Here is a 19,365-nt window from a genome sequence, read left to right on the forward strand (position 1 = left end):
ATGCGCAAATTACCAAAATTTGCTTCGTCAGAAAGGCTTGCTTCGTTAACAAGGTTTGCTCTGGTAGGTGGTGTCGGCTTTATGGTCGACACCCTTATCTTTTCTGTGTTGTTCCATTGGTTTGGTCTCGAGTTGATGCTGGCTCGTGGGATAGCATTTTTGTTTGCAGCAACCACGACGTGGCTTGGCAATCGCTGGCTGACTTTCTCTCAAGCAGAAAAAACCAACCCTTTCGCTCAATGGCAAAAATTTATGGCGAGTGCTTGTATCAGTGTTTTGCCGAACTTTATTGTGTTCAAAGGCGTAACGCTCGCCCTAGGAACGCAAGGGTTGATGGTCTATTTGGCTTTGAGCTTAGGCATATTGGCAGGCATGGTGAGTAATTATTTGCTCAGTGCAAAATGGGTGTTTCACCAAGGGTAAGTAGGGGGTGGTTGTCGAGAGTGACGATAATTCCATTTAAAACAGGGAGATGAATGAAATTTAAGTGTGATCTATATCACGTATTGAGTAATCTGTCTCTTTCTATCCGTGCGCTCTGATATCTCTCTATTTTCATATAAAAACCATTTTATTATTAAGGGGTAAGTTCTATAAATACAAGAGCTTAGGCTTTCTTCTGATGCACTTTATTTATTGTGCAGCTCATGCTTCGAAAATATAAAACCGCCCTCCGCCGTAACTCTGTTAATAATGCAGATCTTTCTGTTCTCTTTCTGTTCATATTTTGGCGTCTTCTATTCACTTCTGTTGTTTAAAATCCACGAAATTTCAAAAGCTAACGCCAATTTATCATCAGTCATAGAGGCTAATATGTTTAACAGTATACGTACGCGAATTGCAGTGAGTGCGGGTGGAGCAATGGCTTTCACTTTGTTGATTGCAATGGGCATGACCACCAACGCTTTCACGGATGTGAACAAGCAAATTAACGAAAAAGTGAAAGCGCAATTGACCGATGCGACCAACACAGATCTGCAAAATACTGCGATTCAGCAAGGTTTGAATATCGCTAACCAGCTTGATCCTGTTTTGGCAAACCTAAAGCAAGCGCGCTCTATTATTGAGTTAAGCGCAGAACGTAACGCAAGCGCAGACCTTATTGTTAAACAGTTTACTGCCGCGCTAGAGGCTCAGAATAAAGCCGTATTTGCTGGCTACATGGTTTGGCAAGATAAAACATGGCCACAGCAAGTGACGTTCAACGCAGAAGATGGGTTTAACAGCCAAGGTTATCTTGCGCCGTTTTTCTCGCCTAACGAGCACGATAGCTTTGATGCGGTCGCCATGGAAAGCTTTAGCAATACAGAACTCAACAGCAATGGCGAGCGCAAAGATGATTGGCACCTTATGCCTTACGAAACGGGCAAGACGTTTGTCATGGAGCCTTACTTCTATCCAGTACGAGGCAAGCAAGAGCTGATTACGACCATCAGCCAACCAATTAAGCAGGATGGCAAAATCATCGGTTCTTTGGGCTTCGATTTGTCGCTGCATGAGTTGCAAAGCCAGAGTGAACGTTTTGCGCGTGACCTGTTTGATGGCGAAGGCAAAATACTTATCACATCTTGGAAAGGCATTACGCTTGCGAACAGCCGTGCAGCGGAAATGGTAGGTAAGAAAGTCTCGTCTGAGCTTGCTGCAGAATGGTCAAACATTCAGTCTATTGCGAAACGTGATGGTGCAGGTTTGGTGACTTTTGGTGGTGATGAATACGCGATCACAGCTATCGATACGAGCGATGCTCCATGGGTAGTCATGGTGTCAGTTCCCAGCAACCACCTTACAAAAAGCGTCGACGACTACCAACAATGGAGTGATGACCAGAATTCAGAAGCGCTTGAAAAAGGTATCTGGGCGGGGATCATCGCTGCTCTTCTAGGCATTGCTGCAATGGCATTTATTGCAAGCTCGCTTGGTAAAGTTCTGAACAACTTGGTTGAACGTTTCAAAGACGCTGCACAAGGTGAGGGTGATCTGACTTACCGTATTGAAGTGAAAGGCAAAGATGAAACCGCGCAACTGGCGCATTGGTTCAATACCTTCCTATCACGTATGCAAGAGATGCTGCTGACTGTGATGGCAACGGCAGACCAAGTCGATAAGAACGCCACAGAAGGCCAAACACGTGCCGCGGCTTCTCGTGATCAATTGAATGCTCAAGTAAATGAGGTGAACTCGTTAGCAACCGCGATCAATGAAATGAGTGCCACAGCGCAAGAGGTCGCGAACTCAGCGGTTCAAGCGGCAGCAGCTGCAAGCCAAGTACAAAGCAACAGCTTGAACGGCATGACACGCATGGATAACGCCGCAAATGCGGTAGATAGCTTGGCAATGCAAGTGAACGATGCGCAGCAACAAACACAGAACTTGGTCGATTCCAGCACGGCGATTCAAGGCATTCTGAGCGAGATCGGTGGTATTGCAGAACAAACCAATCTGTTGGCTCTTAACGCTGCGATTGAAGCGGCTCGCGCAGGTGAGGCAGGCCGAGGCTTTGCGGTCGTTGCCGATGAGGTTCGTAATCTGGCCAATCGTACTCAAGGCTCGACAGAAGAAATCCGCGCTATGCTGGCTCGACTAGAGCAAGAGACGCAATCTATCGTGGTGTTGATGGAGCAAAGCCAAAAACAAGCCATTGATACTAAGGGCGAGACTCAAGCAGCGCATTTGGCTCTGTCTGAAATCAACCAAGCGATTGAAGTCATCAATGACATGAACAACCAAATCGCTTCGGCAGCAGAAGAGCAAAGCTCAGTATCGGAAGAGATTAACCGTAACGTTGTGATTATCAACGACACGGCGGTAGAGGTGATGGATACGATGACTTCTTCAGTAGAAATCAGCAACGAGTTGACGGTAAAAGCGAGCGATCTTCACGGCGAATTGAGTAAGTTCAGGCTGTCTTAATCGTCTCTTTTATTGAGTCTCCCTTACAAGCCGAGTGCATTATGCGCTCGGCTTTTTTGTTGGGGCCAATAACACTAACCCAAGGTATTCAATTCAACTTTTTCTTCTTTCGCTGCGTCTTTTTGAAAATGGCTTCGTCTTAAAGGCATGGAACGGAATTAAGTGATGTACGCATGGTGATGCTTTATTCATCTAATGCCTTTTTGAGAGCGCTGTCATTGACGTCGATTTTATAAATCGAGTTGCGCTTCAAATCGATTGTTACCGTATGCGGTTTTTACTGAGTTTCAGAACTTGTTCTAGATCATTAAAGTGTTCAAAAATGCAATCTTTGGTTTTAAATATTTAAACTTTGATGAGGTTTAAGAAATTAAACCCAATTCATATGTTTTTGGTGATCGTGCTCAACTATTGTGCGTGGTTTCGATCAATTCTTGGATTTTTGGCGGTGTTTTAAGCGCATTTTTTAGGTTTACAGAAGTTTACTATGTATTGCTGAACTCACTCGAAAGGAGTACTTTTCAGTCATTGAGTTCAAAAATGTAAACCGAAATGATGAGTGTAAAGCAAGTTCGATTCACCGACGAAGACAGAGAATGTTTAAGCAACTACTTTCGTTTAGCAGACACGATTGCCGATTTGATCGGACCGTACTGTGAAGTGGTTATTCATTCATTTGAAAGCTTAGAAAATTCAGTCGTGAAGATCGTGAATGGGCACCACACTGGCCGCGAAATTGGCTCGCCTATCACCGATTTGGGTCTACGTATGTGGAGCACATTCGAGAAAACGGGCGAGGTTTCTCCGAAGAGTTATTTCACCAATGCAGCTGATGGCTCGCTACTGAAATCGACCACATGCATTTTGGCGGGCCCTGAGCAAAAGCCGATTGGCATGCTTTGCATCAATATGAACTTATCTTTCCCATTTCCAGAAATCGTCAAGACGCTGATGCCACAGTGTCACGTATCGCAAACCTTGGTCAGTGAAACCTTCAGCAATAACGCGAACGACGTGATTAAGCAGGCATTGAGCGCTGCCATGAAAGAGGTGGATCAAGACGAGACGGTCTCCGCAAAAGGTCGTAACAAAGCCATCATTCGTTGTTTGTTTGATAACGGCGTGTTTGAGCTAAAAGAGACGACCACACAAGTATCAGAGCAACTTGGGATCAGCCGTCAGGCGGTTTACAAGTTTATCCGAGAATTTAAATCAGAATAAAATTAATCACTTAGGAGTTGTATCGTGAAAAAAATCATTGCCACTGAACAAGCACCAGCAGCTATCGGTCCTTACTCTCAAGGCACAGCTTACGGCGACATGGTTTACACATCAGGTCAGTTGCCACTGGTTCCAGAAACCATGCAATTTGTTGAAGGCGGCATCAAGGAGCAAGCTCGTCAGTCTCTAGAAAACTTAAAAGCGGTTCTAGAAGCAAGCGGTGCGGGTCTAGACACAGTATTGAAGACGACATGCTTCCTATCAGATATGGAAAACTTCGTGGCATTTAACGAAGTGTACACAGAGGTATTTGGTACAGAAAACGCACCAGCTCGCTCTTGTGTTGAAGCAGCAAGACTACCAAAAGACGCATTGGTTGAAGTTGAAGCCATTGCATACAAAAAGTAACCGATTTTCGGACATAAATGGGTATCAATAGGAGATTCTCATGAGCGTTTCATTTATTGGATTAAGCATCCTGTTCTTTGGGTTCTACGCATTGCTTGCGAACTTCAAAAAACAAAAGAAAAGCTTTAACTTCCGCGTACTGAGTGCGCTTGCTGCTGGCCTGTTATTCGGCGGTGCGATTCAGCTAGTATTTGGTGTAGGCAATGTTGCAACGGCAGGTTTTGCTGAACTGATTTCTGTGTTCGGTAAAGGCTACATCAAGCTTCTACAAATGATCGTAATCCCGCTAGTATTTGTGGCGATGATCTCTTCGATCATGAACGTAGAAGGCGGTGGTGCACTATCGCGCATCGCACCAAAAATCATCGGTATTCTACTTTTCACTTGTGCTATCTCTGCGGCAGTGGGCATCGCAAGTATTTACCTATTCGGTATCGATGCTAACGCGCTAGTCAGCACTATCGGCACTAACAGCGCTATCGAAGCGCGTGGTGACTCTCTGATTGCAACGCAAGATGCAATGGCGAGCAGCGGTCTGTCAGGTATGGCGCTGTCTATCATCCCAACCAACATCTTCGACATGCTAACGGGCTCTGAGCGTACATCGACACTATCGACAGTATTGTTCGGTATGTTCCTTGGCTACTGTATCCTGCAAGTGAAAAACCGTAAGCCTGAGAAAGTGCAAAACTTCGTTGATTTCATCAACTCTGCAAAAGAAGTGGTACTTTCAATGGTACGTGAGATTCTGAAGCTGACGCCTTACGGTGTGTTCGCTTTGATGACTACGTTCATGATGACAAACGATTTGTTTGCACTAGCAGAAATGGGTCGCTTCCTACTAGCAAGCTACGTGGCAATCGGTGTAATGTTCGCTATCCACTTCATGATGGTGTCTATGTTCGGCCTGTCTCCTGCGAAGTTCATGAAGAAAATCTGGCCAGTGCTAGTATTCGGCTTCGGTTCTCGCTCAAGCATGGCTGCAATCCCACTAAACGTTGAAACTCAAACTCAACGTCTAGGTGTGGACGAAGAAACAGCAAACATGTCAGCAACATTCGGTACCAGTATCGGTCAGAACGGTTGTGCGGGTATCTACCCTGCAATGCTAGCTATCATGGCGGCTCAAGTAATGGGTATGCCAGTAGATCTAGGCTTCATCGTACAACTGATTGCTGTAATCGCGATTGCTTCATTCGGTATCGCAGGTGTTGGTGGCGGTGCAACGTTCGCAGCAGTAGCAGTACTGACTATCATGGGTCTAGACATTACGGTTGTGGCGATTCTGGTTTCTATCGAAGCACTTATCGACATGGCTCGTACCGCGCTTAACATCTCTGGCTCAATGTTGTCAGGTGTACTAACCGCGAAGAAGAATGGCTCACTAAACACTGAGCAATACAACGCTGATGTTGCTGCAACAGTAACAAAAGAAGCAGCAGTGTAATTTCCAAACTTAATAAAGAGCACCCAACGCGGGTGCTCTCCGTTTTTCCTGAGTTCAGGTTATTTAGGTAATAAATATGAAAGTTGTTGTCGTAGGCGGTAGCGCTGCAGGTATGAGTTTCGCAGCGAAATACAAACGTAATCAGCCATCAGATGAAGTGATTGTGCTGGATAAGCGCGATTACATCTCGTTCGGTGCGTGTGGTTTGCCTTACTTTGCTGGTGGCATGTTTGATGACACTGAGCGCATGATTTCTCGTACGCCAGAACAAGCGATTAAATCTGGTTTAGACGTGCGCATTGAAACTGAAATGGTGGCACTAGACCGCACAGAAAAGCAGATCAAAGTTCGTCACCAAGGCGAAGAAAGCACGATCAATTACGATATGTTAGTGATTGCCACTGGCGCACGTCCAATCGTGCCATCGTTTGGTGAGTTCAACCCAGAGCATGTATACACGCTAACCAGCATGGAAGATGGCTTGGCAGTAAAAGAAGCGCTTAAGGACAGCAACAAACAACGCGTTTGTGTTATCGGCGGTGGCTTTATCGGCCTTGAAGTGTTCGATGCCGCGCACCTACTGGGCAAACACGTCACTATCATTGAGCGTGAACAACACGTGATGAGTCGTCAGTTCAGCCCTGAAATGATTGAAGTGGTAGAAGGCGCGATTCGTGAATCTGGCGCTGAGCTTAAAACCGGTTGCAGCGTATCAGCCATTCGCGACGCAGAGCAGGGCGGTTACATCGTAGAAACCGACAACGGCAATGTTGAAGCAGACGTTGTGATTATGTCGCTTGGCTTCAAACCAAACACAGAAGCATTCGAGTTACCGAAAGCAGCGAACGGCGCACTACTCGTAGATGAGTTTGGCGCAACAGAAGATGCACACATCTACGCTGTTGGCGACTGTGCAGTGGTTCACCACATGGCGCTAGGCAAATCAGTGTATGTTCCACTTGCAACCACTGCTAACAAACAAGCGCGCATGATGGCGGATAAACTTGCAGGCAAAGACACTTACATGAGTGGCTTCTTAGGTTCATCTTGTTTGAAAGTGCTGGACTACGAACTGGCATGCACAGGCGTATCGGAACTTCTAGCTAAAGAACACGGTTTGGAAGTGAAGGTTTCAACCATTTCAGATAAGAACCAAACCGATTACTACCCTGGTCAAGAAGACATTAAAGTGAAGTTGGTTTACCACCCAGAAACCAATGTACTGCTTGGTGGCGAAATCGTTGGTAAGAAGGGCGCAGTAGGCCGAATCAACGCACTCGCTGTTGCTATCACTGCGAAGATGACAACACAGCAACTAGGCTACATGGACTTCTGCTACGCACCACCATTCGCACGTACATGGGATGCACTAAACGTTGCGGGCAACGTAGCGAAATAATGTAGTTATCCAAGTCAATTCAGACAAAACAAAAGGCCTCCAGAGTTGTTTCTGGAGCCCTTTTTAATGCTTGTTGCGAACTACGAAGCGGGAGTAGCTTGCTGTGCACCTTCCGCTTTTAAGCGTTCAATTTCAGATTCAGTTTGCCATTTTCCGTTGTAGAGGTATTTACACTCTGGAAGTGGCGCCTTCGCACCCCTTAAATCAAACACTTCATTGGTAGGGTATTCTCGATAACAAGCAGGAGTCGTAAAAAGTCTAGGTTCAGGCTTCGCTTCAAACAGCTTTTTATGATCATTGACCTCTTTACAATCCAGTTTGTAGATATTTGAAAGTTGCGTGACCATGGATTCTAAGTCTGCTTCACTTTTAAAGAAAATGTAACAATAGAATCGCCCCTGTGAGCGAAAAGTAACCTCATGAGCAGTATCTTGGTATTCGCACCTGTCATACTTAAAAAAGAACTTAATTACTTTTCTTTTCTTATTGTAATCAGCAAAGAGCCAGTCTTCTCGCTCCCCAACTCTCACTTCTGTTGGTTCATCAGGCTGACGTTTTAACATACCAAATGAAAGCAAAATAAAGGCACCTGCTCCCGCTAATGCCATCGGACCTACCAGTGCTACCATCACCACACACACCACCGCGCCAATCCAGCCAACAGCTTGCGTAGCGGTATTTACCCATTTTGGCATATTGCGACGCTTTTTCATCACAAAGCCTTTACCTGAAAAAATGTAGTCATAGCGATAATCGAGGCCAATCGTAAGGTAAAAGACTCCGGCCATCATCACTGCCAAAATGAAGGAAAAAATGGTTGCACCAAGCGTATCACTTGTATGTATAAAAAAAACCATTAGGAATGGTGCGATCACAAATGGAAGCGCAGTTAACTTGTAATGGTAGCGAAAAGGCTCCTCTACATCATACTTATGCCATGTTGTTAAATTGTCCCCTGTGAGAATCTCTTGTTCTTGCGCTTCTTGATAAACCGCCAATTCTTCTGGGGTGATATAAAACGGTGAATATGCCAAGGGTTACTCCTTGGTTGTTGTTAGTTCAGGTTTAGATTTTTCAATCTCAGATTCGGTTCGCCACTTGCCGTTGTAAAGATACTTACACTCTGGGAGTGGCGCTTTCGCACCCCTTAAATCAAACACTTCATTGGTAGGGTATTCTCGATAACGAGCAGGAGTCGTAAAAAGTCTAGGTTCAGGCTTCGCTTCAAACAGCTTTTTATGATCATTGACCTCTTTACAATTCAGTTTGTAGATATTTGAAAGTTGCGTGACCATGGATCCTAAGTCCGTTTCATTTTTAAAGAAAATGTAACTATAGAATCGCCCCTGTGAGCGAAAAGTAACCTCCTGAGCAGTATCTTGGTATTCGCACCTGTCATACTTAAAAAAGAACTTAATTACTTTTCTTTTCTTATTATAATCAGCAAAGAGCCAGTCTTCTCGTTCTCCAACTCTCACTTCTGTTGGTTCATCAGGCTTGCGTTTAAGCATACCAAATGAAAGCAAAATAAGGGCACCTGCTCCCGCTAATGCCATCGGACCAACCAGTGCTACCATAATCACGCACACCACTGCACCTACCCAGCCAACTGCTTGCGTAGCGGTACTTACCCACTTAGGCATATTGCGACGTTTTTTCATCACAAAGCCTTTGCTAGAAAAAATATAGTCATAGCGATAATCGAGGCCAAATAATAGGTAGCTGAGTCCGTACCCCATTATTAGTACACCAACAGCAACATACCCCATCAGAGGGTCTTGGCCTAAGGTATACCAAAATAAGAAAAGAACCACTGACATAATGGCAATTGGAACTAAGCTGTCAAATATATATGCAAAACGATTCGTTTCCTCGATATCATATTTACGCCATGTTGTTAAATTGTCTCCTGAGAGGATCTCTTGCTCTTGCGCCTCTTGATAAACCGCCAATTCTTCTGGGGTGATATAAAATGGTAAATAAGCCAAGGGTTACTCCTTGGCTGTTGTTAGTTCAGATTTAGATTTTTCAATCTCAGATTCCGTTTGCCACTTACCGTTGTAAAGGTATTCACGCTCAGGAAGCGGGGCATTTGACGCCCTTAAATCAAATACCTCATCTGTTTTATATTCTCTATTACAAACAGGAATGTTAAACAGTCTAGCTTCTGGTTCCGATTCAAATAGCTTTTTGTGGTCATCTACCTCTGTACAATCCAGCTTATATTCCGTAGCTAACTGATTTACCACAGATTCTAAGTCTGTTTCTGTTTTGAAAAATACGTAGCAATCAGATCTACTATGTGAACGGACAATGGTGTTATGTTCCATATCGATATATTCACACTTATCCTGCTTAAAGTAGAACTGGATCACTTTGCGCTTTTTGTTATAGTCGGCAAACAACCAATCTTCACGCTCTGCAACTCTCACTTCTGTTGGTTCATCGGGTTTGCGTTTTAACATACCAAAAGAAACCAATATAAAGCCACCAGCTCCGACAAGAACCATGGGTCCAGCAACCCCAACCATCACGACACAAACTATTGCTCCAATCCAGCCCATGACTTGAGTTGCAGAGTTTACCCAATTCGGTAAATTACGTCGTTTTTTTATAACTAACCCGCGATCGGACAAGGTGTAATCATAACGATTGTCCAACCCAAATGTCAGATAAGATACACCAGACATGATTATCGTCAGACCCGATAAAATGTAAGTTAAGATCATGTCGCTGTTGTCATGTAGGAAATAGGTAAGGAAAAATAATGGACTGACAGCGGCCATAGCAATCGATAGGTATAAGTATCGAAAAGGCTCTTCAATATCGTGCTTGTGCCAGATTGTGAGATCTTTCCCCTTTAGAATCTGTTGCTCTTGTTCTTCTTGGTAGGCCGAAAATTCTTCTGGCGTGATGTAAAAAGGTAAATAAGCCAAGGGTTACTCCTGTAAGCTAAGTTCACTAGTATCTGAAGTTAATGAACTGCTGATCGTTGCTTGTTTAGTATTGTCTGAAATCGCCGTATAAGTTGCACGCTGTTTTGCATTATTTTGGAACCAGTACTTACGGCTTAATTCGTTTTTATCATCAAGGATGTATTCAATCTCAAATGCTAGATAGTTAGCTGAGTCTTTCATTGGTAGAGTCAATTTATAGACGCTTTGAGAATCTGAGGAATCCGTTGAACTATTCAACGTTTCTAGGTCTACTCCAGTGTGCCAAGCTCCCGACATCAGCCCCTCCTCTGTTACAGAAGTATTTGTCCGAAGTTTTATGCCATCTCTTGCTGTATTGGTGGGAACTTGAATATGTAGCTCAATACCAAACAATTCTTGTTTTGCTGCTGGATACTGTGTTGTTGAATTCGGAACGGTACGCATCAATGGTATTTGGCAGATCAAAGGTTTATCCATTATGGTTTTTAACTCAAAAAGAGCCTCTTGTACCAAAGAAGAATTATGCTTTTCTCTCTCTACCAAGCTTGAGGATTGACTCCAACGTACTTTATTCGAGTGATATCCCCAAGGAAGTTTATCTAACCATTTTTGATAATCGTCTTGTTTGAACTTGCTCATTACATAGTTGCTCAAAAGGTAAATTGCAGTTAGCCCCATAATGACAAACATGATTGGCCCACCGAAAAGAACGTTTGCTGACCATACGCCAGTTATTCCTCCTACAGCTTGAAAGGTCCCTACTGCTGTAAGTCCAACTAAAGATGCAAAGTTGAAGTACTCCACAACTCTAGCTGTTCCATGAAGGTTGTCTATTTTCTGCCATGAGCGATAGGCCTCTATACCTGAAGCAAGAACACCAATAACTCCGGTTACAGCTAGCCATTTATTGAATACCTTTAGGTCATTAAGGTTTAAGTTTTTAAAAGTGTCTTCGTTTCTATTCACTAACTTCTTTAAGACATTATATGAATGTGACCTTAATCTAGGATCACCCTTTACTCTCTCCCATAACTTACCCGTACGAATTCCCGTCCAAGCGTTTGCTGTATAAAAAAGCTTTTGCTGAATATCCAAGAATTCATCTGAGGACATTAACCCTGTTTCTTGAATACTGTTCATTGCATCAGCAAGTGCGAGGCAGTTGAAAATCAGAGCTAAGAAGCCCAGACCGCCTACATCTTCAAACCGTTTATTAAGGTTGTTTAATCTGTTATCCCATATGTCTTTACGCATTTGAATTGTTGCCTCAAGTACGTCATCTGGGAGTTCTATATACTGTGGATATTCCAACGTCGCAACGGCTAAGCTTTTTTGAAGGTGCCGCTGTTGCTGGAGAGCCTTCTTATACTGCGTGTTTGATATAGTTTTATCACCCTTGTTGAAGGCTGCTAACACTTCCTTGTTTTGGTTGGATGCGATGAGTTTTTTATCATGATTGGATTTCCAAGAACCAAAATTTTGTGCGTAGCCTTTGTTGACATTGAGTGGAGTATCTATCGATAAACGTTCTACAACGGCAGCTCTTATGTAAAAACTTGTTCGGGTGAGCGGTTTTGACAATAGAGATATCATTAAGATAGACGCTTGGGCTGTTAGGCTAACGCCAACCTCTATTGCCCCCTTCAATAAAGCGCTGTTCGTCGCTTTGAATATGGTATCTAGCCCATCGAATCCTTTTGCTATATCTCTTAGAAACTCGGTTTCTGCAGTATTTGGGTTAGAAATAAAGTCCATGACTTTTGAATACATACCCACACGGTTACTTGCTGCCGAAACGTAGTCCATAAATTGTTTGTCTGAGCTTTCAGTGTCTGGAGCAATTTTGGCGACGTCTACTTCACCTACCTGATTTGAAACTTGTTCAGGAATTAACTTCTCCACTTGTTTAAAGAGGCTACGACTAAACCCGGAAGTGTAGAGAGCAAGTAAACTGGTTGGTTTCTCCCATTGGCTCTCAGCCCATTGGCGGTCTTCTTCTTGCATCACTAGAGTAAATGACTCAACGGCTTGCTTGTGCAGTTGATACAAACTGTACTGCGTGTCTTCGCTGTACAGGTCGAAGGTTCTCTCGAGATGATGAGGTGTCAAAGATTCCATTACACCAATAAAGTCGCTTTTTACCGAGACAACTTCGGCAAGCATGGTTTCTTTTTGCTCTGACAGCTCTTGCATTTCGCTCAGCATTTGCTTCCAGTTGAGCTGCTTGCGCCAGCGTTCAGTCGCTATCCATTGTTCGTATTTACCAAATCGGCTCGCAGAAATTCGATATTTGTCCTGTATTGCTTTGGCAATGTCGCTTTGGGTATGTTGGTGTGATTCAATCGCTCCGGCGGAAAATTTAGCAGGATAGCCTGATTGAACTGAGCTTTTATTCTGCTCTGCCAAATCAAGTTGGTTAGAGGAGTCATAATACTCAGCCATGTCGGTATAAAACGACAGCTCTTCGCCGTTACGCTTAACGCTAGCTGGCATGTCGATCTCGTCACTTGCCCCGAACATGCACAGTTGCATGGCGGTCTGCATCAAGTTCCACTGGTTTGAAAACTGGTCAGTGAAAAGACGATATGGGCTTGCTGCGCCAACAAAATGCAGCGACATATCTTGAATGTCTGCGGCGTAATCTTTTATCGCGACGAAGTAGCCCGACTCTTCTTCTGGAATCGCAGAGGTTAAGTCACTCTCGGCTGCGACAGGTTTAAAGACGGAACCATCTTCATCAGCTTTGGTCGCGATGCCAGAATCTGCAAAGCGCCCATCATCGACGGCAGAAGAATCAATATCAGCCACTTGAGTTAACTTATCGATTGGTGCAATGTTGTGTTGATTCTCGTTTGCGGATAACACAACAGTCTGCATGCGATCGATATGATTACTCGGATTGTTAAGGACGCGCATGAACATGTTCCATGTCCAACGGTGTTCAGAGTAACAAATCGACAGCACGCTCCCATCTTCGTAAGTAAGGAAAGGTTTTGCACCTTCTGGTGTCCCACGCTGTTCGGATTCTGGGCTTTCCGACTCTCCCAACTTGTAGAGCGTGAATTGCGTTCCTTTGATTTCATATTCGTCTAGGCTTTTGTTGATTGCATCATAGACATACAACCAACCATCGCGAAGCTGACGCAGGGTGTAGCCAACGGTATTGAGTTTGGCTGGGCCTTGGCCTTTCCATTCGTCAGGCAAACCAAAAGGTTGTGTTTCTTCTGTTTCTAGCTGATCGATGGCGTAGCGAACAGGGATAAAATGTGCCGGTAAAGCCTCTGTTGGTTCTTTCTCGGTTTTTAAATTGAGAGGTTCTGGTTCAGACGGCGGTGGCGGATCGATTTTTTTTGTTTCTCCCTCCCAAAACATACTGCGCTCTGGAGGCGAGCCAGCCATATCATCGGATGCGGTGGTTGGAACGGTATTCAGAGATTTCAACGTGCCATCGCTTTCAAATGCCTGAACAGCTTCTTCGTGGGTATAGCTGTTGTCGTGCCAAAACATCGAAGTTTTCGGGGGAAGTGGATTACTCATCGTCAGCCTATGTTTAAGAGTTTTACTCCATTAGGCAAATATCGCACCAAAATAAAACAATTAAAAATCAGTGGGTTATTCCTTGCGTGATTCTGCTTTTACCAAAAAGTTGTTTGTTTTTCCAATAAGTTGGTTGGCGTATACCATTTTTTGTATCGGTAGGGCTTAAGGGTGACTTAGAGCCTAATTGTAAGTTGTGATAGGGACTATTGAGAGCTGTATACAAAAAAAGGCTCCAGAGTTAACTCTGGAGCCCTTTTTAGTATTCAAGTTCTATTGTATTAACGGCGTTTTGGCTTGCGTTGACCTGCCGTTCTGCCTTGTCCTTGAGGACGACCTTGGCCTTGTGAGCCCGCACCGTTGGAGCGGTTTTGGTTGCCACGACCTTGGCCGTTTTGTCCGCCTTGCGCTTTACCTGAACCGTTGCGGTTGCCAGATGGTTTGCCATCACGCGAGCCACCTTCAGAACGTTTGTTCAAGTGACCACCAAAGCCTGGTTGGTTCTTGGTGTGTTTGGTCGCAAAACGGTTTGCACCGTGACGACCAGACTTACGACGTTGTGCTGGTGTTTGCGCATCAATGTCTTCTGCCGGAACCAGACAGTTTGGTTTATCACCAATCAGGTGCTTCTTGCCCATGTTGATTAGCGCTTCGCGGATCATTGGCCAGTTTGCTGGATCGTGGTAGCGAAGTAGGGCTTTGTGTAGGCGACGCTGACGTTCACCTTTCGCCACTGGCACATCTTCACGTTGTTTGTACTTCACGCGTTTCAGAGGGTTCGTCTCTGAGTAGTACATCGACGTTGCGTTACACATTGGCGATGGGTAGAAGTTTTGTACTTGGTCACACTCGAAGTTGTTCTTCTTCAGCCATAGCGCCAAGTTCAGCATGTCTTCGTCTTCTGTACCTGGGTGTGCTGAGATGAAGTAAGGGATCAGGTATTGTTTCTTACCTGCTTCCGCGCTGTACTTCTCAAACATCTCTTTAAAGCGGTCGTAAGTGCCCATGCCCGGCTTCATCATCAGATCCAGCGGGCCTTTCTCGGTATGCTCAGGTGCAATCTTCAGGTAACCGCCGACGTGGTGAGTTACAAGCTCTTTTACGTACTCTGGTGATTCAATTGCAAGATCGTAACGTACGCCAGATGCGATCATGACCTTCTTAACACCTTTTACTTTGCGTGCTGCGCGGTAAAGATCGATGGTGTGTTTGTGGTCGGTATTCAGTTTGTTACAGATACCTGGGAACACACAAGAAGGGCGACGACAGTTTGCTTCCGCTTTTGGATCGCTACAGCCAAGACGGTACATGTTTGCTGTAGGACCACCCAAGTCAGAAATCGTACCGGTAAAGCCTGGAACCTTGTCACGGATCTCTTCTAACTCGTTGATGATGGAATCTTGAGAGCGGTTTTGAATGATGCGACCTTCGTGCTCGGTAATCGAACAGAAAGAACAGCCACCAAAACAGCCACGCATGATGTTAACCGAGGTTTTGATCATGTCGTAAGCAGGAATTTTTGCTTTGCCATACATAGGGTGAGGAACACGCGCATAAGGCAAGCCAAATACAAAGTCCATCTCTTCTGTCGTCAACGGGATTGGCGCTTGGTTTACCCAAAGTTCGCGGTCACCATGACGTTGCAATAGGGCACGACCAGAGTACGGGTTGGTCTCTAGGTGCATAACACGACTTGCGTGCGCATACAGAATACGGTCGTTGTTTAGTTTTTCGAAGGCAGGTAAGCGCACCGCGGTGTTCGCAGCATCATGACGTGATGGGCGAATCGTAATTGGCTTCGCTTCTGGTTCTTCTTTTTTGGTGTCGCACTGAGTTTCTACTTCGTATGGGTTCTTAGGCACGAACGCTTCTTTACGAGGTTTCTCAATACGAGAGGAATCGATAACCGTGTAACCTTCTGGTTCTGCAGGTAAGTTAACCGCAGTACCACGGATATTGGTCATATTGTTGATGTCTTCGCCATCGGCTAAACGGTGCGCTACTTCAACAAGAGCACGCTCGGCGTTACCAAATAAAAGGATGTCAGCTTTTGCATCGAACAGAACAGAGCGGCGCACTTTATCTGACCAGTAGTCATAGTGAGCCACACGACGCAAACTCGCTTCAATACCGCCAAGAACAATAGGTGTGCCTTTGTAAGCTTCACGACAACGTTGTGAGTACACCAACGTTGCACGATCTGGACGTTTACCACCTTCGTTATTAGGTGTGTAAGCGTCATCGTGACGAAGCTTTTTGTCAGCAGTGTAGCGGTTGATCATGGAGTCCATGTTGCCCGCTGTGATCCCGAAGAACAGGTTTGGCTTACCCAGTTGCATGAAAGCATCTTTGTTTTGCCATTCTGGTTGAGCAATGATACCGACACGGAAACCTTGAGATTCCAATAGACGGCCAATGATCGCCATACCAAAGCTCGGGTGGTCTACATACGCGTCACCCGTGACAATGATAATGTCACAACTATCCCATCCTAGGGCGTCCATTTCTTTGCGACTGGTCGGCAAGAAGGGTGCCGTACCAAAACACTCAGCCCAGTATTTTTTGTACTCATGAATAGGAGTAATGTCGTTGGTCATATTTTGCTCTCTGTTCCAGGGAGCGCGAATTATAGCGATTTGATAATCAGGTATCTATACCCAAGTTCCCTTATCAAGCTTAGTTCAGTAAGTTTTATTGCTAGATGAAAATAACTCGCAATTAGGCTGGTGGTTTTTACTACGTTATGTCCTTCAAAGCCTTATGGTTATTGGCTTTGCAGACGATGAAAATTTATTGTTGAGCAACAGTGTGCTTATCAAAAACTCTTTCTATAATTTAATTAAGTGCATGCTAATGCACACGTCGTTTTGACTTTGAATATTGACCGACCGTATCGACGTTCCAAATGGTGTTTGACCACTTTGCAATCATAAAACTACAGCAAAATCAGGCGACACCGTGGGTAGCCAATATTCGTAGTCATGGCTGATACAAACAGGGGGCTAGGTTATGAGTGAATTAGTGTCTATTGCACAAGGAGAAGTGCAGCCCGCATCCGGTCATTCTCAAGTTATCGATTGGTCTTACGATATCCAGACCCGAGAATTTGAATGTGACCAAAAGGGCATGATGTCCGCATTTGGTTTAAAGAAACCGATTAGCGGGTTGGATGAATTGCTGGAGCATATGTTGTTAGGGCAACAAGACGCTGCAAGAGAAAAAATTGCTCAGATAGAGCGTCATGGAGGACATGGCAACTTGTCTTGTTGCTTAATGCCAAACGAAGCCATGCTCGTTCACGTCGATATGAGCTTTGAGCGCCTGAATGATCACATTGTTCAAGGTATCGTCATTCCTCAATTGACGATCACTGGCAGTGAGGAATTGGCGAAAATCCTCGAAACCATTTTTGACTTGCCCAATGTGGGGATATTGATTGCTGACCAAGATACTCGAATTCTGGGTTGTAATCGGGCTTTTGAACAACAGATGGGGTACGAAAATCGCGATATCATCGGTTTGAAAACCAACATTTTTAGCTCGGACCATCATAGCCAAACTTTCTACGACGACATGTGGGAGCAGATTGACCAAGAAGGTTACTGGAGCGGTAACTTATTAAGTCGCACTTCAAACGGAAGTAACCAAGCCCAACATTTGTGTATCTACCGTCTTAATTTTACCTCTGGTCGAACACTGTTCCTTGGCTTTTCGACGGATATCTCTGCCTCTTTGTTGTGGATGAAAAAAGCGGGAGAACAAGCTCAACAATGGTCTGCCTTTCTTCCCCCTCGTGACGAATTCGAATCTCAGCTTGCCAATCTAGCACGAGAAAATGGCAACAAAGATTTGAACATCGTCATGACGTTACGCCCTAATTTCTCGCGTAAAAACTTGCTTGAGCAACAGCTCGGTTTAGCGGATTTCATGATGCGTAGTCGACACGCGAGCATAGCAGGTCAATTATCCAAAGATGTATTTGTCGTTTGTTTGCAGACGCCGCGCTGTCAGTGGCTTAGTCCTTTGAGGCTGATTCAGATTGCGTTAAGAGGCTTTTTTGTTGAACTGAGAAGTGAGCTGGGTTCGAGCATGCATGATGTGATTGTAGAAGGTCAAACAGGGGTATCAGTACTGGGTTACGATACCAATAATCCAAGACAAGCTTTGGTGCATGCCGCGCAAGCGATGGTCTCTGCACCGACAGGCGACCAAAGTTACTTTAGTTTTTACAACAGTGACTTGCATGTTGAACTGGTCAAGCGTCATCATCTGGAAGCGTTTTTGAGAACCCAAATTGAGAGCCAATTGGTGGATGTGTACTTTCAACCGATTATTGAAACTCGCACTGGAAAAATCGTGAAGTTTGAGGCGTTAGCTCGTTTCTACCATCAGAACAAAACCTACGACACACAAGAGATGATTTCAGTGGTGGAAGACCTAGAGTTGATCGCGGCGCTGGACGACGTAGTGTGCAGAACCGCGCTGAAGCAATTGCCTCATATTCAAAAAGTCTATGGTGAGGAGGTTGGCTTAACGCTTAACCGTTCGTTAAATACCAAGTTAGATTCCCTCCAAGTTCTGCAAAGTTCTTTAGACTTAATCGCAGAGAGTGGGGTAGACCCAAGCCGTATTACCATTGAACTAACTGAAACCGCATATTTCGAACAAGACCAAGAGCACACTGTCGCGTTGGAAGAATTACGTGGGCAGGGCATTAAGATCGCGATTGATGATTTTGGTACGGGATATTCTTCGTTTTCCTATCTCGAAAAAGGCCAGTTTGATCTACTCAAGATCGACCGCAAGTTCGTCAAGAACATCGAAGAGGGCAGCACAAAATACAGCATTGTTAAGATGATCACTGAGCTCGCCCATAAGCTGAATGTCAAAGTGGTTGCGGAAGGGGTTGAGTCAGAAGAGGAACTAAAAGTACTCGCTGGTGTTGGCGTCGATTACATGCAAGGGTTCTTGTTTTCTCAAGCTATTCCTGTGGTTCTATTGGACAAACCGCAATGTCACAAGAAGCGATTTAACGGGGTGGCGATCAAGTCAACACGCGATGAATCTTTACTTTCACTGAGTCATCGTGATGTAAGACGTTTAGACCCTGGAGATCCATTATCATTGGCGGTTGAGTACATGAATCTAAGCCCAGACGCGCCTTTAGTCGTGATCAATGAAAAGTGCTGTGTTGGTCTGATTACTAAAGAACAAGTCAATTTGCATTTAACACCTGCGATGGGGACGGATCTGGAATCGGAAAGAGAGAACCGTATCTGGAAACGTCCGGTTAACCAAGTGATGAATACGGAGTTTGAAATAGTGGATGCAAACCTGCCGGTCTCTACCGTCCAAGAGCTAGTCAGAGCGGGAGCGGCTTTTCCATGGATACTTTGTGATTCACAAAATCAGTACCGTGGTTTGTTAACCCAAAAAGACGTGTTAGGTTATTTGGTAAGCAGCTAAGTTGAGAAAGATAAGTGAGCGACTTAGCTTTGGATAAATGA

The 19,365-nt window shown here is 44.7% G+C and carries 12 protein-coding genes; 7 read left to right on the plus strand and 5 right to left on the minus strand.

Translation table 11 applies throughout. The annotated features are described in order from the left end of the window. The 6 genes from QTO06_RS01015 (at position 1) to QTO06_RS01040 (ending at position 7,385) form a co-directional block, all read left to right on the plus strand. Positions 1–423, plus strand: a complete 423-nt coding sequence (locus tag QTO06_RS01015) for a GtrA family protein (RefSeq protein ID WP_331406563.1) — start codon at positions 1–3, stop codon at positions 421–423. A 390-nt stretch (positions 424–813) separates the two neighbouring features. Next, the gene (locus QTO06_RS01020) at positions 814–2,910 is read left to right on the plus strand and encodes a methyl-accepting chemotaxis protein (RefSeq protein WP_331406564.1); all 2,097 of its coding nucleotides are present in this window, start codon (positions 814–816) and stop codon (positions 2,908–2,910) included. A gap of 552 nt (positions 2,911–3,462) precedes the next feature. Next, positions 3,463–4,131 (plus strand): helix-turn-helix transcriptional regulator, encoded by a 669-nt coding sequence (locus tag QTO06_RS01025; protein WP_045412045.1) that lies wholly within the window; start codon positions 3,463–3,465, stop codon positions 4,129–4,131. A gap of 24 nt (positions 4,132–4,155) precedes the next feature. Continuing rightward, positions 4,156–4,539 (plus strand): RidA family protein, encoded by a 384-nt coding sequence (locus tag QTO06_RS01030; protein ID WP_045489481.1) that lies wholly within the window; start codon positions 4,156–4,158, stop codon positions 4,537–4,539. Positions 4,540–4,579: 40 nt separating this feature from the next. Further along, positions 4,580–5,986, plus strand: a complete 1,407-nt coding sequence (locus tag QTO06_RS01035; RefSeq protein WP_331406567.1) for a cation:dicarboxylate symporter family transporter — start codon at positions 4,580–4,582, stop codon at positions 5,984–5,986. Between the two features lie 76 nt (positions 5,987–6,062). Then, complete coding sequence (locus QTO06_RS01040; RefSeq protein WP_029790932.1) at positions 6,063–7,385, plus strand: CoA-disulfide reductase; 1,323 nt, start codon at positions 6,063–6,065, stop codon at positions 7,383–7,385. An 80-nt stretch (positions 7,386–7,465) separates the two neighbouring features. On the opposite strand, the gene QTO06_RS01045 is transcribed toward QTO06_RS01040, so the two are convergent. The 5 genes from QTO06_RS01045 to QTO06_RS01065 all read right to left on the minus strand — a co-directional run bounded on the left by QTO06_RS01045 (position 7,466) and on the right by QTO06_RS01065 (position 16,455). Beyond that, positions 7,466–8,419 carry a hypothetical protein gene (locus tag QTO06_RS01045; protein WP_331406568.1) on the minus strand — a complete coding sequence of 318 codons (954 nt, stop codon included), beginning with the start codon at positions 8,417–8,419 and terminating at the stop codon, positions 7,466–7,468. A gap of 3 nt (positions 8,420–8,422) precedes the next feature. Further along, on the minus strand, positions 8,423–9,373 hold the full coding sequence (locus QTO06_RS01050; protein WP_331406570.1) for a hypothetical protein: 951 nt from the start codon (positions 9,371–9,373) through the stop codon (positions 8,423–8,425). 3 nt (positions 9,374–9,376) lie between these two features. Next, the gene (locus tag QTO06_RS01055; protein ID WP_331406571.1) at positions 9,377–10,321 is read right to left on the minus strand and encodes a hypothetical protein; all 945 of its coding nucleotides are present in this window, start codon (positions 10,319–10,321) and stop codon (positions 9,377–9,379) included. 3 nt (positions 10,322–10,324) lie between these two features. Beyond that, positions 10,325–13,858 carry a T6SS effector BTH_I2691 family protein gene (locus tag QTO06_RS01060; protein WP_331406572.1) on the minus strand — a complete coding sequence of 1,178 codons (3,534 nt, stop codon included), beginning with the start codon at positions 13,856–13,858 and terminating at the stop codon, positions 10,325–10,327. Positions 13,859–14,139: 281 nt separating this feature from the next. Further along, entirely contained in the window at positions 14,140–16,455 is a 2,316-nt protein-coding gene (locus QTO06_RS01065; RefSeq protein WP_331406574.1) for a YgiQ family radical SAM protein, read from the minus strand. A gap of 412 nt (positions 16,456–16,867) precedes the next feature. Between QTO06_RS01065 and QTO06_RS01070 the strand changes: the two genes are divergently transcribed. Further along, positions 16,868–19,324, plus strand: coding sequence for an EAL domain-containing protein (locus tag QTO06_RS01070; protein ID WP_331406575.1), 2,457 nt, complete (start codon positions 16,868–16,870; stop codon positions 19,322–19,324). The last annotated feature ends 41 nt before the right edge of the window (positions 19,325–19,365 follow it).

This window comes from Vibrio sp. M260121, assembly GCF_036533715.1.
Lineage (GTDB): Bacteria > Pseudomonadota > Gammaproteobacteria > Enterobacterales > Vibrionaceae > Vibrio.

Coding starts and splice junctions, on each gene's coding strand:
- QTO06_RS01020 (WP_331406564.1), top strand. CDS start 814: ATGTTTAACAGTATACGTACGCGAATTGCAGTGAGTGCGGGTGGAGCA.
- QTO06_RS01015 (WP_331406563.1), top strand. CDS start 1: ATGCGCAAATTACCAAAATTTGCTTCGTCAGAAAGGCTTGCTTCGTTA.
- QTO06_RS01060 (WP_331406572.1), bottom strand. CDS start 13,858: ATGAGTAATCCACTTCCCCCGAAAACTTCGATGTTTTGGCACGACAAC.
- QTO06_RS01040 (WP_029790932.1), top strand. CDS start 6,063: ATGAAAGTTGTTGTCGTAGGCGGTAGCGCTGCAGGTATGAGTTTCGCA.
- QTO06_RS01070 (WP_331406575.1), top strand. CDS start 16,868: ATGAGTGAATTAGTGTCTATTGCACAAGGAGAAGTGCAGCCCGCATCC.
- QTO06_RS01065 (WP_331406574.1), bottom strand. CDS start 16,455: ATGACCAACGACATTACTCCTATTCATGAGTACAAAAAATACTGGGCT.
- QTO06_RS01025 (WP_045412045.1), top strand. CDS start 3,463: ATGATGAGTGTAAAGCAAGTTCGATTCACCGACGAAGACAGAGAATGT.
- QTO06_RS01035 (WP_331406567.1), top strand. CDS start 4,580: ATGAGCGTTTCATTTATTGGATTAAGCATCCTGTTCTTTGGGTTCTAC.